This is a genomic window from Pseudoalteromonas sp. R3 (genome assembly GCF_004014715.1).
GTDB lineage: Bacteria > Pseudomonadota > Gammaproteobacteria > Enterobacterales > Alteromonadaceae > Pseudoalteromonas.
In genome coordinates, this window is record NZ_CP034834.1 from 93,804 (window position 1) to 120,429 (window position 26,626).

Genomic DNA, 26,626 nt, shown 5'->3' on the forward strand with positions numbered 1-26,626 from the left:
CAAGGAATATAAGAAAGTAGCAGGTCTGGCTACTCAGGTCATCTGAGCAGCCACTTACGGAGCACCTTAAACACCCAATCCCGGTGTTTGAGTACAATTCGATTTTTTGGCAACCAGCTGCTGGAGTACAGCACTGTTTTGGCTTTTGAAAAGGTTAAAAACCCTTCATAACCATGGTATTGCCCCATGCCTGAGTGGCCAATTCCACCAAAAGGCGCATCATCCGCAACGACATGCATAGTGGTATCATTGACACTGATACCGCCACTGTGGGTGTTGGCTATCAGGCGTTCTATCAGGGGGTTATTATTTGACATTATATAAAGCGCCAGAGGGCGGGGCCGGGCGTTAATATAGGAAATGACATCATCCAGTGTGTCGTAGGTCATCACAGGCAATAAAGAGCCAAATATCTCTTCTTGCAACACAGCCATATCTTCACTGACATTGGTGAGCAGATGCGGATAAACACACTTGCTGTTACTTGGGTCATGTGCTTTAACGGGGTGAACTATAGCGCCTTTTGATTTTGCATCATCCAGCAAGTGTAGTAACCGGGTAAGCTGACGGTCGGAGATAATATGGCTTTGTTTGTTGCTGTTGTTGCTGGAGAGGTGATATTCGGTATAACGGGCAATAAAAGTATCGATAAAGGAATCAACGCGCTTGGCAGGCACAAAAACATAATCGGGAGCAACGCAGATTTGTCCTGAATTGATCGATTTGCCCATTATCAATGCATCAACAGCAACGCCTATATCGATATCCTGATCTATGATGGTGGGCGATTTCCCTCCTAACTCCAGTGTGATGGGGGTCAGGTTGTCGGCGGCCGATTTGGCAACCAGTTTGCCTACCTCGGTTGAGCCTGTAAAAATCAGATGGTCGAATGGCAAAGCCGCGAATGCCGCGCCAATTTGTGCATCACCTTCTACCAAATGTACATGCTCGCTAATATCTTCAAGAATGCTTTTTAATGCCTGATTTGCATGAGGTGTGAACTCACTCATCTTGATCATCACCCGGTTGCCGGCGGCCAGCGCCTGTATAGTTGGCCCCAGAGCAAGATAGAAAGGGAAGTTCCAGGGGGTTACAACGCCAACCACCCCTAAAGGTTGATAATGTACTTTCACTTTTGACGGCATGAGCATGAGCCCGGCATGGCGTTTTGAGGGCTGCATCCATTTTTTCAGATGTTTGATGGCATAATTAATGGCTGCAATGGTGGGCATTATGTCGGCAAAGAAAGTATCGAATTGACTGCGATAACCATAATCCTGAGACAAGGCCTGATAGATGTGTTGTTCGTGCGAGACCAATGCTCGTTTGAGCTTTTTGAGCACTGCAACGCGTTGTGCATAGTCGGGCGCAGGGTCCCGGGCATAGGCAGATTGCAGCGCCTGAAAGTTCATGGTTAGCAATGTCTGTTCAGAAACTGTGCTCATATTGGTCATTGTACAGGGCCTTTTTGTGGCGGTTTTTGCAAAGAGACTTATCTGATAATAACCCTCATCTGAGCAAGTGTGAATAAAAGCTCTAAAATTGGTTAAAAAAAGCCAAACCGCCTTTGTGGCAAATGTATCTTGTGCAATACATCGGGCTTCAAGATGCCGTTTTAGGTCTTTGTGCTAATCAAGACAAGAGGTTAACTCCATGGTCGACCTTTTGTGGCAACTTGACCTTGCTTTTCTGCCAGTTCAGCCAGCTTTCCAGACGTGCACCCTGAATCCACTAAGCGTAAATTTTCCGGAGCATACCTATGTATTTATGCCCCACTTGTTTTGCCTGCCATGCCGGATCAGTACCTGCCATAAAAACTTGTGACGCAAAAAAGTGATGTAGCTTATACGGCTCCCTGTATGTTCATTTCGACCTGCGTAACCAGTCTTTCCCAATATTTAGGTACCGTGGTTAATGCTAGCCGAATATACGGCTTATACTCTCAGCTTAAAAAGACTCGGCGGAAAATTTTAAGATTGCCCAAGGCAATACAGATAGCACAACTTTGGTACAGCACAGCGATGGAGCATGAAGCCCTGTCCTGGGCGATTCCGACGGCATACATTGAGAGTGGTCGCATTATAGGCACGGCATCTGAACTGCCCTTTGTAGAAATAGAAGTTTAATGAAGTCTATTAAGGTGGTGTTGGAGGTTTCGGGCGTAGCAAAGTTGAGAGCGCTTTAATACTCGTACAACAAACTTAAAATATAATATATAATCCAACCAATGCTCAGCCCTTACTCCTCATGGGTTGTCAACCGGCCGCCAAGGATTGCTACTTCCTTATGCGATAGAGGGCTTTAATTAGCTTCTCTTGGACGGCGGAAAACTAAAAGGTAGCAATAGTCTGAACACCTCGGTACCCCTATATCTTGGTATTTTGAGAGACTTGGGGTACGTTGATAAAGGAATAGCCATGGCGAAACCTGAATTAACGAGTTCAGCAAGCTTACATCATAGACTTGGTGCATTTGGTGCTCTGTTTGCGGTGCTGGCTACCGCGTTTCCAGCGCCGGAAGCTTTTGTGCTTGCGATTGTGGCATCTGTCATCTTGTCTGAGCTGTAATGCTTAGGTGCGTATTCAGCTCGGCTGGCGCGCCGACCCTCATAGTCACATTTCACTCATTCCCATCATTCCAATATAGCCCTTTTTTTATTGTCTGAACTGCCTTGTTTTTGCACTTTTATGGTGTAATCTATATTGCATTATAAAATATTAAGGATATGCAACTATATAGATGTTGAGGCAGATATTCGTTGATAGCGACATAGATTCGCTTTTAAATACAGCTTGTACGGGCAAATATGAAGTTAAAGATAGATATCTAATTAGCCAGCTTGCTTACGTTCCACTTTCGCTTACTGAGCATAATTTGCTAAGACTTAGTCAGTTGATGAATGATAAAGGCGAGGTATATCGTAAATGGCTTTTGCCCGCGGCCTACAGTCGTAATAAAAAAGACCGCGCCATCGAAGTTCCAGAAGTATTTTGCCAAGCACTTGAGCAATATCTTGATTGGTACGAACAACAAGAATTACCAGCAGAATATAGGCATAACTTAGGAACGTATAGAGGCTTTAGTGAGTATGCACCAGCGCTGCTTAATGATCGTCTCAATGAGTTCGCCATGAGTGAGCGAGCAGTTAAAAACGGCATAAACAAACAACCGACAAACCTAAGAACCAAAGTAAACACATTACTTAAAAAGGCTGGATTAGATTGGGCTACAGCGAAAACATTTGAAGATTCGCTAATTATCCACTTAGCAAAAAATGTTGACCATGGTGTTGTTGCTGATTTGTTTGGTTACGCATCGAGGCAGGTTGTAACAGACAAATACAACGGTAATTTATTGCATTTATCAGACGCCATAAATAACGTGTATTCAAGAATTAAAGTTACAGGGCATTAAAATGTATTTTAAACGTGGGTCAGGAAAATGAGACTATTTAAATATATGGGCTTAGATATGAGGGCACTCAGCGATTTACACTTAAGAATTTCATCAAGGGACTGCTTAAACGACCCTTTTGAGTTTCTACCAACTACTTCAGCAGTAAAAAGGAAAGTTGAGATTATGCAGTCTTTAGATCAATTTCAATATGAAAGACTAGACTCTCAATTTAATGTAGATTACATGGAAGAATTAGATACAGATCTACTTAAGTATGGTGTTGTTTGTCTGAGTGAAAACGGCAATAACAATCTTATGTGGTCTCATTATGCTGATGAGCACAAAGGTGTAATGATAGAGCTAGAGTCAGAAAACTTATTTAGATTTTCACCAGAACAAAAAAAGGTCATGGATAATGATTTTTCAGCAGCTTCAATAAAACCCAAGCCCGTTAATTATGATGTTAAAAGGGCTGGCTTGGATATAAGTGAAGAATGTTTATATGAATATGCAAACTCTAATTTTATTGAAAGATTCTTTACAATGAAAGGCTATGAATGGAAGTGTGAGCAAGAATGGAGGTATATTTTTAAATTTTTACACGCAGATAAAGTAATTGTTAATACTCCCGAAGAGCAAGTTGAAAGCATTAGTAACGAACTAATTAGATGTAAAGTACCATTTGATCTTGAAAGTAACACTTTTATAGTTAACGCAGGTGATAATGATTTCAATATGATAATGGTAGATGTCATATCTAAGAATAATGATTTATCACCAGTCTACCTTAAAAGTGTAAATCCTCGGTGTATTAAAGCGATATATTTTGGATGTCGTGTTGAAGAGAGTGTAGCTAGAGAGAAAAAAGATACTTTAATCAGAACAAACAAAGCATATGGGCAGGTAATTTTCAAGAAAATTGATTTAGATGAAGAGTCATATCAGCTGCGGCAAACTATTCTATGATTTAGAAGTGATTATGCTTGACAATTAACTTCCCTAACTTTGAATATTGGAAAAAGGATTAGTATGTTAAATCTATGGCTAGATGAGTTATTTCTGACCTTGGCGATTATAATAGCCTTGCTTGCCTATATTGACTGGATGCTTGGAGAAGAAAAGCGTAGCCTTATGAGAGAAAGCATGGGGCACTTTTGGCTTCATATCCAAGATAAAACTTTTTTCGAGTTGCTCATGGAAGGGTCAATGCATGCTAAACGTTGGTTAATATTCATTTATCACGGAAAAGGCCGTATTTTCAGAGCAGGTCTTTTTTCATTTGGTCTCAGTCTAATAGTGTTTCTCATATATTCGGTAGTTGTGTATGTACCAGAAAGAGAGGACCTACTACATGGTAGGTATATACTTTCTATTGCGTTACATATACCCGCCGAACCAACTGAGTACCAATTAGATAGATGGGCGCAGGTGGCTGGGTTTGTGTTTAGTAACGCTATTATCAATGTAATTTCAATCGCAATGACAATTTTTTTGCTAAACATTCTTCACCGGCGTTATTCAAAACGAAGAGTGGCTTTAGTAATACTAGGTGATTTAGTAGTAGCTTTAATTGCTGTGTTAGTTACGATGCCGTTAGCGATGGTTATATACATAATTTCCTATGATATTCTCTTCAGCTATTTAATTTGCAATGCTGGCTCGGTATGCAAATCAGGGGTTGATTTTCAAGATTATATACATATGTATTTTGATTCCCTCGATGTGATGAGGTATCACATTGGTAAGCTTCTTGCGGAAAGTAGTAATTTAAATGATTATGAACACTCTGTCGTCAACAGGTGGATATTCGGCAACTTTGCTTATATATCAACGCTGTCAAATATGTGGCCGACACTACTTCATTTACTCTTTGTCTTTTCAATGTTGTTTCTTAAGGTAATTCAGCCAATCATTCATCCATTTATATCTGCTACTCTATATGCACTTCATGAGTCTAAAAAAGGAGTTATAACATCGATTTCTATAGGCTTAGGTGTTGGAATTAAACTACTCCAAATGTGGGTTAAACTTAATTAAAACTAAGTTTTTTTGGTTTGGTATTGCGGTAAATCTCCATATTAAATTAAGAAATCAGTATTGGAATACTAGGGGTTTTATGTTGCAGGGTGTAGCAATCAGGCTTAAATGCGGTACAGAGGTTCACTTGGCAAAGCCAACCCGACATTGCCATTGCATAGAAAAGGCGCATAACAGTGGTTTAGATTCTCGCTGCGGCGGAGAGAATCAAGGATTTTATGATGATAAAGGCAACTACTTAAATAGAAAAGAAGCGATGATATACATTAAAGAACAAGGTGTCTCTTTACTGCCAATGTCATGCGGTCGTATCAATAAAAGTCCATATCTTTTTAGTGAAGATGTTTGGTAATAGAAAATTTTAAGTATTGGAATAAAATGGAAACGCTAGAACACCTAAAAAGTGGCGATATTTTAATAAATATTGACCAATCCAATAATTGCATTTCTTTGCGTGACATAGATGTAGGTTCGCTTGCTGAATATATTGTGGCCTCTTCCAATAGCGGTGGAAGGCACTTGATTATAGGTAATGGACGTACAGAAATTGTTGGGGTCGAACCAGAGTCGTTTAGTTCTATATTTACTCAAGCAGAATCACTATGCAACGGGGTAGATGTCAGTTTAGAGTTTATTCCTAGCATCAGAAAGATATATACACTTGGAATAATTACAGTAAAACCATCAATCAAACTGGCGAGTGTTCAGGGCGCTGTATATGAGCTTGAACACAACACACCTCGATTAATGTCTGAATCACAGATATTAACAAAGATTGGACTAGGTATAGACTCAGAATTGATTAATTCATTGGCAGGTGATATTGCATTTCAATCAAGAATTATTGAGAACCTGCAAACAGATATTAAAAGAGCCTCTAGCTATAAAGGGCAATGGAAAAGTTGGGTAATTGGCGCTCTGTTTGGCTTTTTTATTTCCGAACTTTTGAAGCTCGTTTTTGGCTTATCGTAATATTGGAATACGCAGTCGTTTACTTATTGGAAAAATTGAAGGGCGGTGAAAGTATGGTTTGTAATCATAAGATAAATACCAAAAGTCAGATTGATAACGCAGAAGTTGTGCAAGCTGGTCATGGACATAAAAGCGTTCGAATGCTGTGTGACGGTAAAGAAATTGGTTTTGCGACAACTACGTACTCTCACCACCAAACGGATGAAATTAAGGAATACGCAGCTGAAAGAATTACATTGCTCTTGATGCTTGCTAAAGGCATGACTAATGAGCAGATCATGCTACAAGTAGCAAAAAAGAGATAGTTGGAAAAGAGGCAGGCGCTCAACTCTGAACGCCTGTTGAGTATTTAAGCCAGGCGAGGGCGCCCACCCTGATCACCAGTCCCTGTTGTCGCGAGTGTTTCAGTCGTCGGCTTAATGATTATGCCCCCACTGTTTGAGATGCGAGGGCCAGAGCCCTTGCTACCAGTCGATGCAACCATATTTGATGCAGGATCGCCGCCTTGGTTTCCACCGCCAGTTGTGGCTATTAAGTGTGTATCAGGTTTAATGATAACCCCACCCGTTGCGATAAGCACTGGAGGGCCGCCTTGATCGCCTCCGCGTGTTGTTGCAACTGCTGGGGTGATCATAACTGAAGCAGCAATAGCTAAAATCGTACGTTTCATTTATTTGCTTTTCCCTAAAATACGAATTATGAAATTTTACATACTGGTTACCATAACGCAAGTATAATAGCTGCTTGGCCTAGTGTAGGGCGGATTTACTCACAGCAAAGTCACAAAAACGGTGGATAACATCACATAAATTCTTTAGGTGTCTGGTGATCTGATACATTGGTTGTCCAGACTTTAATATCAAGCTTCTTGTCTTCGAAGGTTTTTCAATTCTACGTTAGTATCACTATTTAGTGCTTTTCTTTACAATCATTACAACGCCTGAGCCTTGTTGAGCAAATTAAAGCCCGTAAGGTCAAGCTGGCCTCAATCGACAGCTTAGAGGAATGGCTAGATCGCTCTTTTCCGCCGTGATGTTACGTCTGGCGATAAGGGCTTTGTTGTAATCACATCAGTTAATGATACGCTTTTCTTTCAAAGTTCAGTCTTTTGCGATCTAATCAGACAAGGCTAAATGAGTTCAATGAGTTGGGAAATAATGCCAGGCGGTATACTCATTAGCTGTACCATCTGAACAAAATGTCGGTATCGTACGTAAAAAGAGTGATATCAAGACACAGGAGTGGAAATTTGAATAACAAATCACGGCGCGTACCATCTGGCAGGCTAAGCAGGCTCGCACATTTTGGCGGCCTGGCGGGTAAAGTTGCTTCTAATGTGATGATTGCAGGGGCTAAGCAGGCATTAAGTGGTCAAAAAGCAAGCCGCTCTGAATTACTGCTACAGTCAGGTAATATCCATGCGGTAGCCGAGAAGTTATCTCACCTGCGTGGTGCGGCTATGAAATTAGGCCAGTTATTGTCTATGGATGCCGGTGAGCTGTTACCTGCTGAGCTGTCTGTGTTACTTGAACGACTCCGCTCTGATGCGGCCCCGATGCCACACAAGCAATTGGTTGCGACCCTGGAAAAAGAGCTGGGCCCCGACTGGCTGGATAAGTTTAGCCATATTGAGTTAAATAGTTTTGCCCGCGCGTCAATTGGTCAGGTCCATAAGGCAACTTCTGAACAGGGTCTGCCGCTGGCGATTAAAGTACAATATCCAGGTGTCGCCGACAGTATCCACAGTGATGTAGACAATGTGGTTAGCCTGATCAAGCTCTCAGGTTTGTTGCCAAAAACTCTGAACATAACGTCGCTGGTTGAAGAGGCAAAGCAGCAGCTGCTAGTTGAGACCGACTATTATCAGGAAGCAAAAGCGCTGAGTGCATTTGAGCAGGCGCTTGCACATAACCCACATTTTAAGGTACCAAAGAGCTATGCTGCGCTGAGTTCAAAACACCTGTTAACGATGGAGTTTGTTCAGGGTGAGCCGCTGGAAGCTATGACGACTTTGCCGCAGGCAAAGCGCGACCAGTTAGCTTATCGCCTGATTGCCTTGTTTTTCACCGAACTGTTTGAGTTAAGAATGGTACAGACAGATCCTAATCTGGCCAATTACCAGTACAACCGTGACACAGATCAGATTGTACTGCTCGACTTTGGTGCCACCAGGACCATTTCTCCCTCACTGTGCCTGGGTTACAAAAAGCTACTTCAGGCCGGCGCTGAGCAGAACCGACAGAAACTAAAAGAGGCCGCTTGTGAGATAGGCTATTTTTCTGATGACATTGATCCACACTACCAAAACGCCGTGTTGTCTCTGTTTGAACTGGCTATTTCACCGCTCAGAGCAAGCGGACCTTTTGACTTTGCCTCCAGTGGTCTGGCAAAGCAGATCACTGAACAGGGCAGAGCGTTGAGCACTCAGTCCCGGCAGTGGCACACCCCACCGGTAGATGCTCTGTTTATTCACCGCAAGCTGGCTGGATTATATTTGATAGCCTCGAGACTCAAGGCGAACGTTGAGCTCAGCCCTTTGCTCAATGAAATTCAGGTTTAATACCGCATCTTGCCGTTCAGTGAGCTATCAGATTGTCGTCAAACCTGTTTTGAGCTACCCTGTGTTCCCAAATTAATGCAAAAGGAAATGGCGATGAAAAAATACCTACTGGGAGCAATTATAGCACTTGCTTCTACCACAACTTTAGCAGTAACTGATATTGGCTTGGGCACGCTGAAAGGGGTAAAAGTATACGACTTTTCTAACGACAAAACGATTCGTCTCTATTTCAATAACGATGTGCAATATGAGCTGGCGGGTTGCAATAAAACGGCGAAGATTACCTACAGCAAGCATAGTACAGATAAGGTTGATCACTTTTTGAGTCTGGCATTGGCAGCCTATATGTCGGGCAAAAAAGTACGCCTGACATCGGCTACTAATGATTGTGAAGTAAGCCTGATATCTTTACAGGAAACCCGCTTTTAGTGACTTAATAAAGATACGGTCTAGGGGCGATAGTACATTTGGCCAAACTGAGCCGATAATATCTGATAAAGTTAGATTGTCATTTGGCTATGTTATAATCGTCGCCAGTTACCTTTTTATATAAACAGATAGAGTTGTAAAAAATGAAAAGAAGCGTTTTCTTTGCCGGTGTTATGGCACTATTTTCACTGGGTGCTCAGGCAACAGTGACAAGTGGTGGGTATTTTAAAATTGATAAGCTTTATACTTGGGCGGACTATACCGATAACGTCTTTTTAATCAGACTGGAATCGCAAATTGGCGCCGGGTTAGAAAATTGTCCATTCGGCTATTGGCTGGATAAAGCGTCCAGTACCAATAGTAATGTCTATAGTGCTGCACTTTCGGCTTATCACGCAGGTACTAAAGTACTGATTTACGGTGATGAAGGCGCTGACTGGGCAGGGTTGTCTTCTAAAGAATGCAAAATAAAGTCACTGATTACCGAATAGATATGATGCGCTGCTGTGTGACTACATGACAAAGCGCTGTTGTTATTTCACGTTCCTTTCACACCTAAGAGCGCATGCTGGATCCACGATTAATGATTCAAGGATTCAGGCATGGCTCTGTCACTCGAGGTCAGCGACCTAAGCCACACCATACAGTTACATAACGGTACTCAATTACCACTGATCAATGCTTTGTCACTGCGCGTTGAAGCTGCAGAGCATATTGCTATTGTTGGTGCTTCCGGATGCGGCAAATCAACTTTGTTGTCGTTGCTTGCGGGTCTGCAAGCAACGCAATCGGGCCACGTATGCTACCGCTTTGAAAATCAGACATTTAAAGCCTCTGAGATACTGCCCCTGTGTGGCTTTGTGTTCCAGCAGTTTCATTTATTGCCGGAGTTAAATGCCCTCGATAATGTCGCATTGCCGCTGCAGCTGCGGGGCCATAAAGATGCCACCAAGCAGGCTGCTCATTGGTTAACGCAGATGGGCCTGGCAAAGCGGCAGGACCAGGGAGTCACTCAGTTGAGTGGCGGTGAGCAACAAAGAGTCGCGATTGCCCGCGCTCTGAGTGTCCAGCCTCGAATATTATTCGCAGATGAGCCAACCGGCAATCTGGATGAGGCTACCGCAGAGCAGGTGATCACGCTCATGCTGGCAGGCGCCAGACAAAGTGGTGCGTCATTGATTTTAGTGACCCATGATATGGCTCTGGCAAGGCGCATGGATAAAGCTTATCGCCTCAGCCACGGGAGGTTGACGCCATGTCATTAGCACAAACGGTGCCATCCAATTTGGCTGTAAACCACAAAACAGTTTCGCCGATACATGCGCTCAGAGTGTTCAATACCTTGCTCTGGAGGCAGATTCTGCAAGGTAAATATTGGCTGACACTCGCAGCCCTGTGTGTGTTATTTGTTTATTTGTTACTGAGTAGCTTGTTGGGGCAGGGGGTAGAGCGATTTTTAGCGCAAAATCTACAATCGACGCTGGGTGCAGACACGCAAGTGACAGTAAGGCGGCCATGGCAAAAGGCGGAGCTGGACTGGATCACAACGCATTCGACAAAGTCCAGTTTGCAGTCTCAGTACCGTGTGACGCTTAGCAATCACGCTCAGCATCAGAGCGCCATTCTAAAGGCAGTGGATAGCAACTATCCGCTTCAGGGAGACATTCACATCAGTCAAAGTAAGGGGCTCGATGCACAGCGTACACAACAGGGCCCAGGACTAGGTGAAATCTGGCTTGAGCCAAGGTTAGCAGCGGCCCTGTCCGTGGAGCTGGGAGATACACTTGAACTAAACGGTGTGCCGCTGCGAGTTTCCGCGCTGTTGTTGCTAGAGCCAGATAGGATCCTTGAAGGCCTGGGCAGTGATATGCGTGCTATGGTATCTCAGTTGAGTCTGTCCGGCGGTGATCTGACGCCACATCTGAACAGAGCTCTGATGCTGCACGATACTGGGCTTAGCGCCGCCATCGAGCAATTTCAGTCAAGTGCACCGAGCGTGCAGGTGATCAGTAAATCTCTGAACAATTATCCGCTTGCCAAAGTCTGGCAGCGGGTGCAGAACTTTCTTGGGTTACTCAGTTTGCTCATTGTGCTTTTGACTGTGTTGATCCTGTGGCTATGCAGCCAGGTACAGGTTCAGCCACTCAAAAAAAGCGTTTCTGTACTGCTTGCCTGTGGTATGGAGCGCCGTATGTTGCCTGCTTTAGCAATCAGCGCTGGCGCAATTATTCTTATACTCAGCTTGATCCCCGCACTCTTGCTCGCTTTGCTGGCAAGTTATGGCGTGAGTCATCTGGCACAGTCTTATGTAGATGGGTTTGCGCTTTACTGGCACTGGCAAGATCTGCTTGCGGCCCTTACATTGGCGACCGCTGTGTACTTTTTTATCGCATTGCCTATGTGGTTGGTGTTGCTCAGGGGGATATTCGTTCGCTGATTGAGCAATGTACTGAGGAAAAGCATATGCGTTGGTTAGCGATTTTAAGCCCAGTGGGGCTGCTGACGGCACTGATCCTGATTTATACCGACAACTGGCTACTCAGTGGCATGCTGTTGGGGGATTGGGTGTGTGTGTAGTGCTGGTCTTGCTTGTCACCTGGTTGGTACTGAAATTTAGTGGCTTTGTTATGCCAAAGCGTTGGGTGTTGGCGCATTTTAGCATGTTGTTGTTACGTAAGCGGATGTCGGTCAAGTTGGTACAGATTACGGCACTAGGCTTAAGTGTGACTTTATTGCTGCTGTGTATCAATATGGGCCGGGATGTGACCAATATGCTGGAGCTCTACCTCTATCAGAATCAGGGCAATGTGTTTGTCAGCCGTGCCAATGAGCAACAAAAAACAGCGCTCGAAGCATTTGTTGAACGATATCAGGGCAGTATCAAAGAAATGCAGCCCTTTCAGCTGGCTCAGGTGACCCACTTTAACGATATTGTTGTGTCTGAACGGGATGTACAGCCCAGTGACACACAGCGTCGTCTGGAACAGCCCATCAATCTGCACTGGCATGCTGACATGCCTGAAAACATCACACTGACAGAGGGCAGCTGGGATACGGGCACTTCACAGATGGGAGTCTCTGTCGACCATGAAGTATTCATTGAATTAGCACTGTCGCTTGGGGACACTGTTCATTTTGATGTAGCAGGTGAGCGGGTTAAAGCCACAATCAATTCTGTGCATCAATTTAAACCTGGTGGAAGCTCCGTGACCTTCTGGTTTGTATTGCAACAAAGTAGGGCGGCCAGTGCAGTTGGGCCTGTTTATCATATGGGCAGTATTGAGCTCAATGCAGCGGGCACTTCGGCGATAGGGGAGTTATGGCGTGCACACCCTCAGCTCCGCCTGGTCACACTGGATGCGTTACTGGGTAAAATACGAGGTCAGGTCAGGGCACTGATTGCGCTCGTCATGAGTTACAGCGTATTTATTGCCTTGCTTAGTAATCTTCTGATGGTTGCGGCAATTCGGACTCATATGGAAAAAGATCAGACCCGTAACGGACTGTTATTGAGTTTTGGCTTATCACAAAGCCAGGGCCTCAGGATCCTTTTGATTGAGTGGCTAACGGTCACTTTGATCCCCACCTTGTGTGCCGTTGCAGCCATATTCAGTTTTGTTGATGCATTTTATCGGCAGAATCTGGCTATGTCCTATCAGGGCAGCGTATTGATGATGCTGGTCGAGGCGCTCTCCATCGCACTGGCCATTGCCGCCAGCGGTATCTTGCTGAGTCGCAAACAACTATGCCGCAGCCCCATTGGATTACTCAAAGAAGGACAATAAAAATGAATTTACCACCTTGGTTTTACTGGTTGTTGTTATTGCTTGCTGCGATCCTGGGGTTTCCGTGTCTGGCGCAGGCACAGATGTTGGGAAGTGCACCACCGTTACAGTGGCAACACAAAGAGGTCAGGTATTTGTGGTTGGCCTCGGAGGCGGGTGATATTGAAACCTATCGGTATGACAAAACCGGATATCAATTTGTGAAAACACTCGAGACATCCGGTATTAAGGCGGTGGCGATGGACTTGGTGACGCTAGCCGATGAATCTGAACCTGTTCCCGTGGTATTGGCCGAAGATGGTATATATCGATACACAAAAACCGGATTAATGCCGCTTATAAAAGCACCGCATTTATACCAGCAAAGTCCTCACTGGTTGTTGAGTACACTGCGCGATATTCGTTTCAGTATGGACCTGGACGAAAACGGCCTGAGTGATTTTATCTTGCCGCACTTTGGTCAGTTAACTTTGTTACTACAACAACAGGATGGCCGTTTTTATCAGCATCAGGTGAAGCTTGAGCACTCTTATGTATTAAGTACCCATCAGTCTGAAAACTATGCACTGACAATTTCATTGCCAGCGCACTTTGCTCTTCAGGATATCAATCAGGACAAGCAAGCGGATCTGACATTTGTTATCGACGAGCAAATCTTCGCGCTCAGGCGCACTGAGGCCGGATTTTCGAATAGCTTACTGAGCTGGTCATTCTCTGCGTCTGATGAAGATAAAACTCGTCAGTTTGGTGCTCTGGTAGATGCCACTGGTGACGGGGTTATCGATTTGCTCATTAAGGAGTCGGGTGAAGGAGATCCTCACCGGATGCTGATATTGCCTGGGCTTATTAATCCGGCAACCCGAGTTTGGCAAGTCTCAGATACAACCTCCACGATGTTAAAGATGGATGATGAGCTACTTCACTTTGGGTATGGAGATTTCAATGGTGACGGGCGTCCAGATCTATATAGTGTCAGTACATCGGTGGGACTGGGCAGTGTGTTGTCTCTGATGTCCAATAGAGTGCTGGAATTAGACTTTAACCTGTATCTGCAAGGAGGTGACGGACAGTTCAAACGACAGCGCCGAGGCAGTAAAACACTTCACATGGCTCTGGACTTACGCCAAATGTCACAAGACTGGTTGTTCAATGTAGCCGATATCAATGATGATGGGCTAAGTGACCTGATTTTCTTTGATGACTCACAAAATCTAATGCTCTCCTTTGGTGAGCGTAAATATGGTTTGTCGCGGCGCAGCCAGCCACTGGCGCTACCAGTCAAAGGTAAACCAGCAAAAGTTGTATTACTTAACAACACGAACCAGACATCCTTATGGTTTTTACAGCACAATGAACAGAGTGAGAAAGTTTATATAAAATACCGACTTTAAGACGATAATTGCCACAATCAGGCACACTTACTGACAGTTCGCTACAGAGTTGAACAACCTTAGCTAAGCATTCTACAGAATTGCGCACCTCGTTCATTTAGCCTTAAGTCTCCTCATTAGGACCAGCTCAGACACTCTGAGCTGGATTGTAATCAAATGGAAAAGGACGAAGGTATGTTTGACTTGATGGGTAAAAAAGCGAAAGGGTGGATGCCACTTAGTCTGGTAAGTGCGGCGTTACTATTGGCTGGGTGTGGTAACAGTAATGATGATCATGCGCTTACAAAGCACAAGGGCATTTGGGTGCAACAGGGCACTGGCAACTTGTGGCAGTTTGATACCGACAATTTACGACGTTTTCAGTACAACAGTTTTGGATGTGTACTGGTTGAAGAGCATTCTTATAAAGAACTGGACGAGCTGGATCAGCATCTCAAAAGTGACAAAACAACACTGACGCTAACCACTTATGCGACCAACGACTGGGTGTTTGAAAAGCAGCCTGAAATGCGCGAGCAATGTAAGCCTAAGCAGCGTCTCAGCGGTGATGATCCGGTGGCAAACTTTGAGTATTTCTGGCACACATTTAACGACTATTATGCGTTTTTTGAGCTCAGAGACATTAACTGGCAGGCAGCCTATACCGCGTACCGACCACAGATCAGTGCTGATACGACCCCTGAGCAGCTTGCGGACGTGTTTGAGGCCATGCTGGAAGATTTTGATGATACGCACGTATCACTCACAGATGGCAAGCGCTTTGAGATCTCAGGTGAAGGTGGCACTGAGTTGTATGAAGATTTAGCCTGGCTTATGCAGCAACGTCATGGCGATGAGTGGGAAGATCATATCGACGAAGCTTATGACGGGCAGCTGAGTGTATTTGCCAGAATGACTGGCTTATACCTTTTAGATAAAAAGCTGACCCGATACAAAGACAGTAATGCGCTGGGGTGGGGTAAGCTGGAAGGCAATTTAGGTTATATTCGGATAGACCGTGAGGCTGCGATGCTGGCGAGCGAAGAGACTGAGGTTGATGAGTTCTTTGCGGTTATTTCGCATGCAAAGCAAGATATCGAAGATACCCGCACTTTAATGGCCGAAGTGATGAAAGACTTGGCTGACAGCGATGGGATCATCATTGATCTGCGAGTAAATGATGGCGGATTTGATGGTGTGTCATTGGAAATTGCGCGATTCTTTAATGACAAAGCACAGACGGTGGCATACAAGCAGATCCTTAACGCCGATTATCAGCAAGATAAGCAGGCGTTAACACTCAAAGCGACGCCCGACCAGGCTTATACTAAACCTGTATATGTGCTGACCGGCGAGCTGGCATACAGCGCAGGTGAAGTGCTGACTCAAACCCTCAAATCCTTGCCACATGTAACTTTGATCGGCGGTGCGACTAATGGAGCTGTGTCAGATGCACTGGACTTTAAGCTCCCCAATGGCTGGACGGGTTCATTGAGCCATCAAACCTATTCAGACCTTAACAACCAGGTGCTCGAAGTCACGGGTGTGACGCCTGATATCTCTGTGCCCGTTTATGTGACAAAAGAAGTCGAATGGATGTCTGATAACGTGCTTGATTATGCAATGCAAACATCGGGTGTAGCACCGAGTCGCGGCTTTGACTTTAACGGCGTAGATCAGACCTTCACTCAGAGCCTTACTGAGATGGACATTCCGGGTGTGGCTGTGGCTGTGATTAAAGATGGCCAGATCATTTTCGAAAAGGGTTATGGTGTGTCGAATCTTGAGACCAATCAACCCATGACAGCCCATGCGCCAATGAATGTTGGTTCAACCAGTAAAGCGGTAATGGGAACTGGCTTGATGCAGTTGATAGAGCAAGGTCAACTCAATTTGGACACTGCGCTGTCTCAAATGAATTTGCCGTTTGAGGTAGCCCATCCAAACTCAGAGCGCGATATCACGCTGAGACATTTGGTGACACATACCTCAGGCATCCGGGATACATCGCAATACAACTGTAGCTACTATATTCACGGTACCAACTTATCTCTATATGCTCAGGGAGGCCATGAAAGTTGTGAAGAGACTACACTGACAGATTCGACAGAATTCTTTCAGGCTTATTTATTACCTGATGGTCAGTATTATAGTGAGGATGTATATATAGGTGAAGGCAGTGTGCCAGCAGGTAGTATCCATAATTACAGCAATGTGGGCGCTGGCCTGGCGGGGTATGCCGTTGAGAAGCTACTCAATATCAGTTTGGTAGAGCATATGCAGCAGAACCTGTTTGCTCCGCTGGGAATGAATAATACCCACTGGGATTATACACAGTTGCCAGAAGAAAACCCAAAATCACCTCAGTACGCCATAGATAATGAAGGTGTTGCGCATTATGTGCCTGAATTCAGCTACCCGACGTTTTTCGACGGAGACCTGAATTCCACCGCGCACGATCTGGCTCGTTTCTTAATTGCCATCAGCCAGGGAGGCACACTGGACAATGCCAGCGTATTGAGTGAGCAAAGTATTGCGACTATGCTGTCTGTGCAAACCGATGTGCCCACCTACTGGATGGACACACAAGGGCTGTTCTGGTTCTGGCAAGGCCCATTTGTCGGTCATGACGGTGGAGATCCGGGCACCCATACCATTATGAGCTACAACCCTACACTAAGACGGGCATAGTTGCGCTTGCCAATGCAGAGGACGGTACTTTGGGAAATGGGTCAAACATGCGGCGTTTACAAACACACCTGGCTGCATTCTATCGTGCCGGTGTGGCGCATCAGGATTAACTTGTTTCTTGTGATAAAGTAGCAGGAGGGCTTATGCCCTCCTTTTTGCTATAACAAAGTGAAACCTTGCGGTGCTTTAGGCGCTTCAAATTGATACAAATTTACATAAATCGTGACGGGCTTTTTCTGGCCCCGATAGCTAAGTTCATACTTATCCAGCATACCACCGCCAAATAGCATAGATTTATCTTCAAACGGGCAGCAACTGCCAAGTCGTTTTACCTCGACGGGCTCGCCATTAGGACCTGTCAGGCTCTGAAAGTAGTCAATATGACTGCCTTCATACTTGGAGCCACGCAAAAAGCCGCCCAGTTTGATCGGTTTGTGTGGCACAAAGCCATACTCAGGGTCGCTTGCAGTAAATTCGGTGTCGCCTGTAATACCGGGTTCAGATGAAGTGGTCTGACAGCCGCTTAGCAACGCGAAAAAGAAAATCAGGAGTATGTACTTCATGATATGTTCCTTATAGGGAGATTTTATAAACGTTGTTATTGATTGTACTACCGAATGCCTCAAAACTGAGAGTACCTATTTGCTGAGCGCCCAATCGACGATAAAACTGATTAGCTGCGTTTTCTGTCCAGGTGTAGAGCCACATTGGCGTGCCAAACTGCCGCGCGACCTGGTTCAGTAAAGCGCGACCCAGCCCAGCGCCCTGAAATGGCCTGTCTATGTAGAGTTTTTCAACTTCATAGCCATTGTCTGCTGTCTGGTAGTGAGCGGTGAGATTGAGCAGCACGAAGCCCTGTAATACGCCATCGCATTCACTGACAAGCAGCTGGTAGTCAGGCTGCTCAAGCAAAGACTGAAAATAGGTTGGGGTGAAGGTATTGTTCGCATACTCGATATACTCAGGCTTAACTTGGTCTCTGGCGTAAGTGTCCAGCCAGACCCGAGCTGCCAATAGAGCCAGGCTTTGACAGTCCTGGGTTTTTGCTTGTCTGATCTCATAATTGTGTTTGTTATTTTTATTCACGAGAGGTTGTCTTTTTAACGGCTCTTTGGGCAATAATAAAGCGCTTGGCACTATCAGGAGAAGGTTGGTGGTTAGCGGATTAAATGTTTCAAACAAAATCACAGGTTGCAATACGTCTACCGCCAGTAATAAGCCAACCAATGTAATAATATTCAAATGGATATATTGCTTAGTATATGTATTTGTACCGAAATTTAAAGTAGTTTGTAGGTGCAATAACGGACAAGGAAATCAACTGATGGGTATTAAAACGGGGAAACCAGGTGTGTGGCTTGCCATGCTGATCTGGTTAGTCAGCAGTTGTGGCGGGACGCAACGCGCTGCATACGGTGAAGTCAGGCAGCCTGAAAACCGTCTTCACAGGCAGATAGACCCCTTGCTGGTAGATTTAGTATCGGACTTTATCCCAGGTGTAAGCCTGTATATTGAAACATCGGGTGAGCGCTATTATGGTAGCGCCGGATATGCCGACCTCCAGACTCAGGCTCCCATGACCAGCCAGACCCTGATCCCCAGTGGTAGTGCCGGAAAAAAGCTGGTGGGACTGCTTGCTGCGACCTTACATGACAAACAGCACCTCAATCTGGATGAGCCTGTATTGCCCTGGGTGGTGAAATATATGGTGGGCCGCATCCAGAATCTTGAAACCATGACATTGCGTCAGCTGCTAAATCACAGCGCCGGGATCGTTGAATACAATGATGTGGGTGAGCTGGATTTTATTTGGGCGCAACTGGCAGACGAGGTGCACCGCAAGGGCAACCGTTTTGCACTGCAGTTTGTTCTGGATCAGCCTGCTTATTTTGAGCCGGGCTCCGGCTTTGCCTATTCAAACTCTGGCTATGTGCTGGCGGGCATGGTGATTGAAAACAAGTTAAAACAACCGCTTGGTGAGTTAATACACGAGCATGTCCTTGAGCCTCTGGCATTAACAGAGACTTTCGTAAAAGGGTATGATGTTGAAGCGGATGATGTGGCATCGGGCTACTTCTTCAACATGGAGGAACCTGATTTTATTTTACCCTACCGTCAGCGCTACAACACAAAACAGCTGATTGTGAATACGGCATTAGCAGATGCGCCGGTTGCATCTAGCGCACGGGACATGGCAAAGCTACTCAAAGCCATTATTGTTAAAGAGCAATCGGTTAATGAGCGCATTTATCGCAATATGGTCGGTGATGCACATTTACAAACAGCCCGTTGGCTGCCGGACTTTTTGCAAGGGGAGTTGTATTATGGCTTAGGGGTGATGGTGGAAAAGTACGATGAGGGCGTTTTGTATCATCATGGCGGCAACGAGTTTGGCTATATTACACAAAGTGTCTATCTGGCTGAGCAGGATGTGGCGATCGGATTGATCGCCAATTGCGGGGCTCAGGATGAATGTGATGAGCCGGTTATCGCGCTGACTCACACACTGATCGAATATTTTATTGCAGATAATAGCGACTAAGCGGATTGCTCTGAGATTCAAGCAGGTCGGCTATAGCTTGGCGCGTGTCATTATTTTTATTCTGGCTAAGTTTAAAAGTGCCTGTTATTGACTCTATCTCAATTTTGAAAAAAAACAGCTGAGAGAATAATTTTGTAATTTGACTCTCACTAAGTACCGACATATCCCAGGGGTTGGATGGGATTCAAACTGGCTTAACTGGCGCTTCATGATTGCATGCTTATCGTCAGAGTGTTTGATTTCCCTGATTTGCCCTTGGATATGAACAGTAGCGTAATCCCAGGTGGGCAGCGACAGACCGGTTATCTGACTGGGTGATAAATAAGCATCTGGTCCTGTGAATAAAACATGCAACCGAGCGTTATCCAGTTTAATTAATGGGTTTGTTGGGTTGGCATGCCCTACTAAGTGAGTTTTTGCTTCATTCAGACTCAAAGGCATGTGCACAAAAGGCGTGTCAGGTACCCCAACCGCCAAGGTGGCAAGAGGGTGCGCTTCTATCAGTTGCCACAGGCGTTCGGTGAGGTGTTCAGAAAAAGCGGTACGTGGATAACTCATAACCAGCCCTCCAGTTTGTCTTTTACCTGAGGCCACATGTCATCAGTGATCACGAATTGGGCAGTATTGCGAAATGCATCAGCCGCAATGCGCTGATCTTTCATTATAAGCCCTTCAAACTGCGCGCCCAAACGAGTGATAGCTGAACGTGACTTGTGATTGTGCTCATGTGTGCGCAGCTGCACGCGTACCAGGCCAAGGGTCTCAAATGCATGCTTGAGTAATAAATACTTTGTGTGTGTATTAATATGGCTGCGTTGCCACTGCTCACCAATAAAAGTATGGCCGATTTCGGCACTTAAGTTAGTCTGGTGGAGCCTAAATAAACGTGTACTACCTGCAACTCTGTCGCTAGCTTTGTCTACAATTACCAGAGGTAACTGAAGCTCTGGGTCAAATTGAGCTGATTGTTCAAACCACTGTGTAAGTTTTTCATCTGATTGACAATAATTATCCAGCACCCAGGTCCAGAGCGCGGTTTGCTCGCCAAAATTACGCAAGTGCGGCAGGTGAGCCCGTGTCAGAGGCTCCAGGCGTACTTTTTCCGAAGACATAATAACTGATTTTAACATCCGCTTTCCTTTATTAACTGCAAACTAATTGTGATCAGAATAGTGTTTTCTGGTAGGTTATAAACAACCAGAATTTTATTTTTCATTAGACCAGTTGGAATTTTTCATATTTGGTTGGGAGCAAGATTATGTTGACCGGACAGCCTCTGACTCAGGATAAGCCTAAGCATTTACAACTGGCTGAGCAGATCCGGGTGGCCATCAAACTGGGCCAGTTGCAACCCGATGATCCTCTGCCATCAGCCAGAAAGTTAGGGCAGCTATATGGTATAAACCGCCACACAGTAATGACTGCTTTGCAGAATTTAGTTGCGCAGGGGTGGTTGTGCTCAGAGCAAAGGCGGGGGTACCGGGTGAATCAGGCACTGCCCATTGAGTCTAGTCAGCATGTTACTGTGTCAGCTCATCAGAGTATGAATATCAAGCCTGATTTTGCATTGTCTCTGAGCGTGCCAGAACCTGACATCAAGGGGGCTGCAAGCTATCAATATAGTTTTGCTGGAGGTCTGGCAGATCTGTCTGATTTTCCTTACGATGAGTTTCGTCGCCATCTCAGTCAGGCTTGTCGGGCCGTTAATGTACCAAGTTTGCATTATAGTCATAGCACAGGGGAGCCTGCTCTAAAAAAGCAGTTACAGCGTTATCTGCGCCGTGCCCGAGCTTTGGAATGTGATGATTTGCTGGTTTGCAATGGCTCTCAGGAAGCATTGTTTTTAATCGCCAAAGCTTTTATCAGGCCCGGAGAAGGTGTTGCCGTTGAATCTTTGGGATATCCGCCTGCACACAGGGCATTTGAGGCGTGTGGTGCAACGCTCTATGGTATTACACAGGATGAAGAGGGGCTGAGCATTGACAGCCTGCGTCAACGGCTGCTGCAAAGTCATATTAAATTGCTTTATTTAACACCGCTTCATCAGTATCCAACAACGGTTACTCTGTCAGTTGCACGGCGCATGGCAATATATAAACTGTGTGCTGAGCATGGTGTATTTATTGTTGAAGACGATTATGACCATGAATTTCACTATCGATGTCCTCCGCTACAACCAATGGCCGCCAGTGATCCACACGGTATAGTGATCTATGTCTCTACTTTTTCAAAAATCATGTTTGCAGGTGCCCGGATGGGATATCTGGTCGCCAGAGCTGATGTACTTGCTCAGCTTAGTGCGCTGAAACAGTTGATGAACTACAAGAATGACATCCTTTTGCAATTGGCGTTAGCTGGCTGGATGGCATCTGGCGAGTTTGAGCGTCACTTGAGACGTATGACAAAGCGCTATCATATTCGCTGTGATGCAATGGCTGATGCGCTTAAGCATTATCAAAGCATTGGGCATCAACTGACATTCAATGTTCCCGATGGTGGGATGGCATTTTGGCTTAACACGCATAAGGATGTATCTGATCTTAGCGCACAAGCTGCCGCGCTGGGCGTTTACGTTCAAACGGAAAATGCCTTCTGGTGTTTTCCACAATCTCATTACACACATATCCGTCTTGGCTTTGCCGGGCAAAGTGAAGAAAAAATGCAAGAAGGGTTGGCAAAAATTATGTCACTTCTGTAACCACTCTCGGCCTTATATGTTCCTTTTTTAGCACTTATGGAGGAGTAAGGCGCAAAGTTATCGAAATGGAAAGATAAATAATCACCAGCGGGTTATGTGTCGTTGGTCGCATATTTTTTGTTTTGTTTTCAGTGTATTAAATGTGAATAATATCCCTGCGTAAATAAATTATTTGTGAATATTTGGTTTTTTATTTGTGTTTTTTCGGTTGGTTTGTGTTGACATTGTTGTTTTTTGCTGGGTAGTTTAAGTAACAGATGTTGCATTTGTGGCATCATTTGAATGTTGGTTTTTTTACATTTTATGTATGTATAAGGATAATAACGATGAAAACTACAGTAAAAGCACTTGCTCTAGTCGCGGGCACTTTTTTCGCAGGTTCTGCATTTTCTGCAGAGATGGTATGTGATGTATACCCCAAAAGTAACGGTTCTAGTTGGGGGAACGGTACAGCCAACTGTATGGGTTTCGACTTCTCATTTGGTCGCTCTACCAGTGGACGTTTTTACCTGAAAAATATCAGCAAACCTATCCAGGAAGTGCACTGGAGTGGTGCGAATTGCTCAGGCGGGACCAGCTGCAGTGTCACGATCAGAGCTTACACAACAAATTCTGCATCGGCGCTTATCTTGTATAAAGACGGTACGTGGGAAAGAACGAACACTGCCAATGCTGAATACGAAACTGGTCATTAGCGAGCAGCTCACAGATAGGCCTGTTGAAAACTACGAACTAAAAACCAGCATATTTAACCTCACTGATACGAATATGCTGCCTTCTTTTTAAAAGTTTCTCTGAAAAGAGTGATAAGGATTATAACGATGAAAACACTAAAAACATTGGCTCTTGTAGCAGGTACATTATTCACTGGCTCTGCATTTTCTGCGCAAATGGTTTGCGATATCTACCCTAAAAGTGGCGGTCATAGCTGGGGTAATGGCACTGCCAATTGTAGTGCAATTGACTTCTCGTTTGGTAACTCAACAAGTGGGCGATTCTATATTAAGAATATCACCAAGCAAGTTGAGGAAGTGCGTTGGAGCGGTATTGCCAACTGTAGCGGTGGTACAAGTTGTGGTGTGACAATCCGTGCGTATTCACCAAACAATACAGCGTCAGCGTTAATACTCTACAAAGACGGCACCTGGGAAAGAACGAATACTGCTCAGGCAGACTACGAAACGGGTCATTAACTTTCGACTTTAGGCCTGCCATCAGGCAGGCCTGCTGTTTTAATTTCTTACTTTTCTTATGTGGCTGGGCGCTTTAGTTTGAATTCAGCTCTTGCACTGACGCCTTGCCATCATTTAGCCAGCTAACGATAAACACCTTATGAAACTCCTTCTCACTAATGCTGACAGCCTGTCCGCTTAGGTGCTTCACCAGCTCAGGCGTGGTATTGCTGTGGCCTGCAACAACTAGGGTACCTGTATAGCTTCTTAGCTGCTGGGCAAAACGAGCCAGATTACGTGGGTCATACATTTCTACCGGCACTGAGGTTGCTTTACTCAGTGGTGCCAGGGTTTGCTTAGTACGATTATAGTTTGTTGAAAATAAAGCCGTAGGTTTGTATGGAGTAAGCAAAGTGGCGAGTCGCTGCGCTCGGCTATGCCCTTGATCGGTAAGTTCAGGATCCGGTCCAATCATTTTTTCTGCATGACGAAGCAGTACAATGCGTTCAGGTAACGCATTGGAGGATAGAGAGACCAGGGCCAGTAACATCAGGATAGTTGATTTCATATTGGTTATTATCATTATGATTTAAAAAGGCAGTGTGTCTAAAGCTGGCTCAGAATTCAAGGTGCCTCTATAGCGGATGTCTCCCGAAACCATTTATCTCGCAAAAACAGCCTCCATCAATATAAGCCAAAAAGCCTGATTTATTCGCGTACAACCTGTCCGCTGTGACAAGGTGAGCGGACACTTTTTCTGTCCGCGGACACTTTTGGATCAATTCATAAAAAATAAAATTCATATAAAACAGTTAGTTAAAAGTTGGCATGAGTCTGGTATTCATTCTGTCAAACAGATAACAGGACACTTCAACATGTTGATGTTTTGCGGCTTTATCATATCACCCTGTCTGATGCTGTTGGCTGGGGTGGTGATTAAACAGTATGAAGTGATAAATGAGATGGAATCCAATAGATAGGAGTACTCATGATTAAAGACACCAGTAAGCAGGATTCAGTCGTTAAGTCTCGGACATTGAGCTGGAAAAAGGCGGTAGGTGTGATAGCCATATGCGGCACACTGGCGCTCACAGCCCAAGCGATCTCTGTGTCCGACAACACCGGTCGCTCTTTTGAGCGCGATACACTGCAGTTTGCGACCGTATCTCGAGGCGATTTTGTTCGCGATATTCTTGCCAGTGGTCGGATAGTTGCGGCAAATGCGCCTCAAGTATACAGCCCGGAAGCGGGGTTTGTTGACCTGTTGGTTAAAGCTGGGGACACGGTTGCAGCAGGTGACGTGATTGCGAGAGTTGTTAGTCCCGCACTGACCAATGAGCTGAAGCAGCAACAGGCTGAACTTGCTCGTTTGCAAGATGGGCTTGCTCGAGAGCAGCTTGAAGTAAGACGCGAAACTCTGACACTTAACCGCAGCCTGGAGCTGGCCAAGGTGACATTAGATGCCGCTGAGCGAGAAAACCGCCGGGCACAACTTTCCATTAAGAAAAACCTGATCAGTCAGATAGACCTTGAGGAAGCGGTAGATGACTTAGCCCGGGCCAAACTGAACTACCGCCATGCCCAGCAAGAAGTTGCACTGGGTAAAGACACCTTGGCATTTGAACTGGCTGCTGCGAGAAATCTGGTTGAGCGACAGCAGTTGGTTGTCGATGAGCTGCAACGCAAGGTAAATGCACTAGAGATCAATGCACCTGTGAGTGGACTGGTTGGTAATCTGATGGTGCAAACTAAGGCTGCTGTGGTTGCTCAACAGGCATTGATGACACTGGTGGATTTATCGGCGTATGAAGCACAGTTGCAGGTACCTGAAAGTTACGCCAACGAACTTGGTCTGGGTATGCAAGTTGTGCTTAAGGTCGGGGCCGGTGAACTTTATGGTAAGCTCTCTGCGATTTCTCCTGAGGTCAGCAATCGGGAGGTCACTGCGAGGGTACGTTTTGAACACAGTGATATTGATGGCATTCGACAAAATCAACGCTTATCTGCCCGCATCTTATTGGATCAAAAAGAGAACGTATTAAAGGTTCGACGCGGTTCATTTATGAACGCCGGTGGTTCAGTGGTTTATCGAATACAAGGTGAAGTTGCGACTCGGATGGATATTCGTACGGGTGCATCCAGTGTCAACGAAGTCGAAATTTTGGATGGTTTGTCTCCTGGTGATCAGATCATCGTGTCTAATTATGAACAATTTGAAAATGCACCCCTAGTGCAACTGAGATAAAAAGGATAACTACAATGCTAGATATGAAAGCAATCAGTAAAGTCTATCAGACTGAAATGGTACAGACTCACGCACTGCGGGATTTTAACCTTCATGTGGCCGAAGGAGAGTTCGTGGCTGTAACTGGCCCTTCCGGCTCAGGTAAAACCACCTTTTTGAATATTGCGGGTATGCTGGAGCCCTTTAGCGGCGGACAATATTGCCTGGATGGTGTAGATATCGGCAAGCTCAACGACAATGCCAGAGCCGACCTGAGAAACCAGAAAATAGGTTTTATTTTTCAGGGGTTTAACCTTATTCCGGATTTGAACTTGTATGAGAATGTAGAAGTTCCGCTACGTTACCGGGGTATTAAGTCGGCAGAGCGCAAACGTCGGGTTGAAGAATGCCTTGAACTGGTCGGTCTGGCTGGACGGGCAAAGCACTTACCTCAGCAACTGTCAGGGGGTCAGCAACAGCGCGTTGCTATTGCCAGAGCGCTTGCCGGGCGTCCGCGCTTTTTACTGGCGGATGAGCCGACTGGTAACCTGGATAGTCTGATGGCACGTCAGGTGATGGAGTTGCTGGAGCAGATAAACCGTGAAGGCGCAACCATTGTGATGGTAACCCATGATCCTGAGTTGGCACGTCGTGCTCCGCGTAACATTCAGATTGTTGACGGCAGGGTTACCGATTTTACCTTGTATCAGGGCCGCTCGACTGAAACGCCGTTAGCAGCAGGAGGCTAAT

Annotated in this window: 29 protein-coding genes; 22 read left to right on the top strand and 7 right to left on the bottom strand. The window is 45.2% G+C overall.

Features of this window, described 5'->3' with window-relative positions; genetic code table 11:
• Nucleotides 1–38 precede the first annotated feature (38 nt).
• Entirely contained in the window at nt 39–1,445 is a 1,407-nt protein-coding gene (locus ELR70_RS00270) for a coniferyl aldehyde dehydrogenase (RefSeq protein WP_054013703.1), read from the bottom strand.
• A 531-nt stretch (nt 1,446–1,976) separates the two neighbouring features.
• Here ELR70_RS00270 and ELR70_RS24695 point away from each other — a divergent pair.
• From ELR70_RS24695 to ELR70_RS00305, 8 genes are all read left to right on the top strand, one after another.
• Nucleotides 1,977–2,126 carry a hypothetical protein gene (locus ELR70_RS24695; protein ID WP_160317344.1) on the top strand — a complete coding sequence of 50 codons (150 nt, stop codon included), beginning with the start codon at nt 1,977–1,979 and terminating at the stop codon, nt 2,124–2,126.
• Between the two features lie 291 nt (nt 2,127–2,417).
• A complete protein-coding gene (locus tag ELR70_RS24700) occupies nt 2,418–2,567 on the top strand; it encodes a hypothetical protein (RefSeq protein WP_160317343.1) in 150 nt (49 codons plus the stop codon).
• Between the two features lie 172 nt (nt 2,568–2,739).
• Entirely contained in the window at nt 2,740–3,414 is a 675-nt protein-coding gene (locus tag ELR70_RS25135; protein ID WP_235577033.1) for a hypothetical protein, read from the top strand.
• Nucleotides 3,415–3,441: 27 nt separating this feature from the next.
• Nucleotides 3,442–4,362 carry a DUF2971 domain-containing protein gene (locus tag ELR70_RS00285; protein WP_082353048.1) on the top strand — a complete coding sequence of 307 codons (921 nt, stop codon included), beginning with the start codon at nt 3,442–3,444 and terminating at the stop codon, nt 4,360–4,362.
• Nucleotides 4,363–4,425: 63 nt separating this feature from the next.
• Nucleotides 4,426–5,433, top strand: a complete 1,008-nt coding sequence (locus tag ELR70_RS00290; protein WP_054013347.1) for a hypothetical protein — start codon at nt 4,426–4,428, stop codon at nt 5,431–5,433.
• 79 nt (nt 5,434–5,512) lie between these two features.
• Nucleotides 5,513–5,785, top strand: a complete 273-nt coding sequence (locus ELR70_RS00295) for a hypothetical protein (protein WP_054013346.1) — start codon at nt 5,513–5,515, stop codon at nt 5,783–5,785.
• A 26-nt stretch (nt 5,786–5,811) separates the two neighbouring features.
• Nucleotides 5,812–6,405 (top strand): hypothetical protein, encoded by a 594-nt coding sequence (locus ELR70_RS00300; RefSeq protein ID WP_054013345.1) that lies wholly within the window; start codon nt 5,812–5,814, stop codon nt 6,403–6,405.
• 26 nt (nt 6,406–6,431) lie between these two features.
• Nucleotides 6,432–6,710, top strand: a complete 279-nt coding sequence (locus ELR70_RS00305) for a hypothetical protein (protein WP_128064415.1) — start codon at nt 6,432–6,434, stop codon at nt 6,708–6,710.
• Nucleotides 6,711–6,754: 44 nt separating this feature from the next.
• On the opposite strand, the gene ELR70_RS00310 is transcribed toward ELR70_RS00305, so the two are convergent.
• Complete coding sequence (locus tag ELR70_RS00310) at nt 6,755–7,075, bottom strand: hypothetical protein (protein ID WP_054013343.1); 321 nt, start codon at nt 7,073–7,075, stop codon at nt 6,755–6,757.
• A gap of 579 nt (nt 7,076–7,654) precedes the next feature.
• On the opposite strand from ELR70_RS00310, the gene ELR70_RS00315 reads away from it, so the two are divergent.
• From ELR70_RS00315 to ELR70_RS00350, 8 genes are all read left to right on the top strand, one after another.
• Nucleotides 7,655–8,965 carry an AarF/ABC1/UbiB kinase family protein gene (locus tag ELR70_RS00315; RefSeq protein WP_054013342.1) on the top strand — a complete coding sequence of 437 codons (1,311 nt, stop codon included), beginning with the start codon at nt 7,655–7,657 and terminating at the stop codon, nt 8,963–8,965.
• Nucleotides 8,966–9,058: 93 nt separating this feature from the next.
• Nucleotides 9,059–9,394, top strand: a complete 336-nt coding sequence (locus tag ELR70_RS00320) for a hypothetical protein (RefSeq protein WP_054013341.1) — start codon at nt 9,059–9,061, stop codon at nt 9,392–9,394.
• Between the two features lie 143 nt (nt 9,395–9,537).
• A complete protein-coding gene (locus ELR70_RS00325; protein ID WP_082353046.1) occupies nt 9,538–9,885 on the top strand; it encodes a hypothetical protein in 348 nt (115 codons plus the stop codon).
• A 111-nt stretch (nt 9,886–9,996) separates the two neighbouring features.
• Nucleotides 9,997–10,659, top strand: a complete 663-nt coding sequence (locus tag ELR70_RS00330; RefSeq protein ID WP_054013340.1) for an ABC transporter ATP-binding protein — start codon at nt 9,997–9,999, stop codon at nt 10,657–10,659.
• On the top strand, nt 10,650–11,831 hold the full coding sequence (locus ELR70_RS00335; RefSeq protein ID WP_128064416.1) for an FtsX-like permease family protein: 1,182 nt from the start codon (nt 10,650–10,652) through the stop codon (nt 11,829–11,831). Before ELR70_RS00330 ends, ELR70_RS00335 begins: the two co-directional genes overlap by 10 nt.
• A gap of 130 nt (nt 11,832–11,961) precedes the next feature.
• Nucleotides 11,962–13,179 (top strand): FtsX-like permease family protein, encoded by a 1,218-nt coding sequence (locus ELR70_RS00340; RefSeq protein WP_128064417.1) that lies wholly within the window; start codon nt 11,962–11,964, stop codon nt 13,177–13,179.
• Nucleotides 13,180–13,181: 2 nt separating this feature from the next.
• Nucleotides 13,182–14,570: a VCBS repeat-containing protein gene (locus ELR70_RS00345; RefSeq protein ID WP_054013338.1), complete on the top strand. Its 1,389-nt coding sequence runs from the start codon at nt 13,182–13,184 to the stop codon at nt 14,568–14,570.
• Nucleotides 14,571–14,744: 174 nt separating this feature from the next.
• Nucleotides 14,745–17,240 (top strand): serine hydrolase, encoded by a 2,496-nt coding sequence (locus tag ELR70_RS00350; protein ID WP_164881413.1) that lies wholly within the window; start codon nt 14,745–14,747, stop codon nt 17,238–17,240.
• Between the two features lie 158 nt (nt 17,241–17,398).
• Here ELR70_RS00350 and ELR70_RS00355 read toward each other — a convergent pair whose 3' ends face one another.
• Nucleotides 17,399–17,803: a hypothetical protein gene (locus ELR70_RS00355; protein WP_054013336.1), complete on the bottom strand. Its 405-nt coding sequence runs from the start codon at nt 17,801–17,803 to the stop codon at nt 17,399–17,401.
• 10 nt (nt 17,804–17,813) lie between these two features.
• Entirely contained in the window at nt 17,814–18,482 is a 669-nt protein-coding gene (locus ELR70_RS00360) for a GNAT family N-acetyltransferase (protein WP_241566288.1), read from the bottom strand.
• An 82-nt stretch (nt 18,483–18,564) separates the two neighbouring features.
• On the opposite strand from ELR70_RS00360, the gene ELR70_RS00365 reads away from it, so the two are divergent.
• Complete coding sequence (locus ELR70_RS00365; protein WP_054013334.1) at nt 18,565–19,782, top strand: serine hydrolase domain-containing protein; 1,218 nt, start codon at nt 18,565–18,567, stop codon at nt 19,780–19,782.
• Between the two features lie 93 nt (nt 19,783–19,875).
• Here the strand turns inward: ELR70_RS00365 and ELR70_RS00370 are convergent, their stop codons facing one another.
• Both ELR70_RS00370 and ELR70_RS00375 read right to left on the bottom strand, forming a co-directional pair.
• Nucleotides 19,876–20,340: an FMN-binding negative transcriptional regulator gene (locus tag ELR70_RS00370; protein WP_128064420.1), complete on the bottom strand. Its 465-nt coding sequence runs from the start codon at nt 20,338–20,340 to the stop codon at nt 19,876–19,878.
• Complete coding sequence (locus ELR70_RS00375) at nt 20,337–20,912, bottom strand: GNAT family protein (protein ID WP_054013332.1); 576 nt, start codon at nt 20,910–20,912, stop codon at nt 20,337–20,339. The genes ELR70_RS00370 and ELR70_RS00375 overlap by 4 nt, the downstream gene beginning before the upstream one ends.
• 128 nt (nt 20,913–21,040) lie before the next feature.
• Between ELR70_RS00375 and ELR70_RS00380 the strand changes: the two genes are divergently transcribed.
• The 3 genes from ELR70_RS00380 to ELR70_RS00390 all read left to right on the top strand — a co-directional run bounded on the left by ELR70_RS00380 (nt 21,041) and on the right by ELR70_RS00390 (nt 23,673).
• Entirely contained in the window at nt 21,041–22,480 is a 1,440-nt protein-coding gene (locus ELR70_RS00380; protein ID WP_054013331.1) for a PLP-dependent aminotransferase family protein, read from the top strand.
• A 326-nt stretch (nt 22,481–22,806) separates the two neighbouring features.
• The gene (locus ELR70_RS00385; RefSeq protein WP_054013330.1) at nt 22,807–23,175 is read left to right on the top strand and encodes a hypothetical protein; all 369 of its coding nucleotides are present in this window, start codon (nt 22,807–22,809) and stop codon (nt 23,173–23,175) included.
• A 126-nt stretch (nt 23,176–23,301) separates the two neighbouring features.
• On the top strand, nt 23,302–23,673 hold the full coding sequence (locus tag ELR70_RS00390) for a hypothetical protein (RefSeq protein ID WP_054013329.1): 372 nt from the start codon (nt 23,302–23,304) through the stop codon (nt 23,671–23,673).
• A gap of 73 nt (nt 23,674–23,746) precedes the next feature.
• On the opposite strand, the gene ELR70_RS00395 is transcribed toward ELR70_RS00390, so the two are convergent.
• Complete coding sequence (locus ELR70_RS00395; protein ID WP_054013328.1) at nt 23,747–24,220, bottom strand: phosphoglycerate mutase family protein; 474 nt, start codon at nt 24,218–24,220, stop codon at nt 23,747–23,749.
• Nucleotides 24,221–24,640: 420 nt separating this feature from the next.
• On the opposite strand from ELR70_RS00395, the gene ELR70_RS00400 reads away from it, so the two are divergent.
• Complete coding sequence (locus tag ELR70_RS00400) at nt 24,641–25,897, top strand: HlyD family efflux transporter periplasmic adaptor subunit (RefSeq protein WP_054013326.1); 1,257 nt, start codon at nt 24,641–24,643, stop codon at nt 25,895–25,897.
• Nucleotides 25,898–25,911: 14 nt separating this feature from the next.
• Nucleotides 25,912–26,625: an ABC transporter ATP-binding protein gene (locus ELR70_RS00405; RefSeq protein WP_054013325.1), complete on the top strand. Its 714-nt coding sequence runs from the start codon at nt 25,912–25,914 to the stop codon at nt 26,623–26,625.
• Nucleotide 26,626 lies beyond the last annotated feature (1 nt).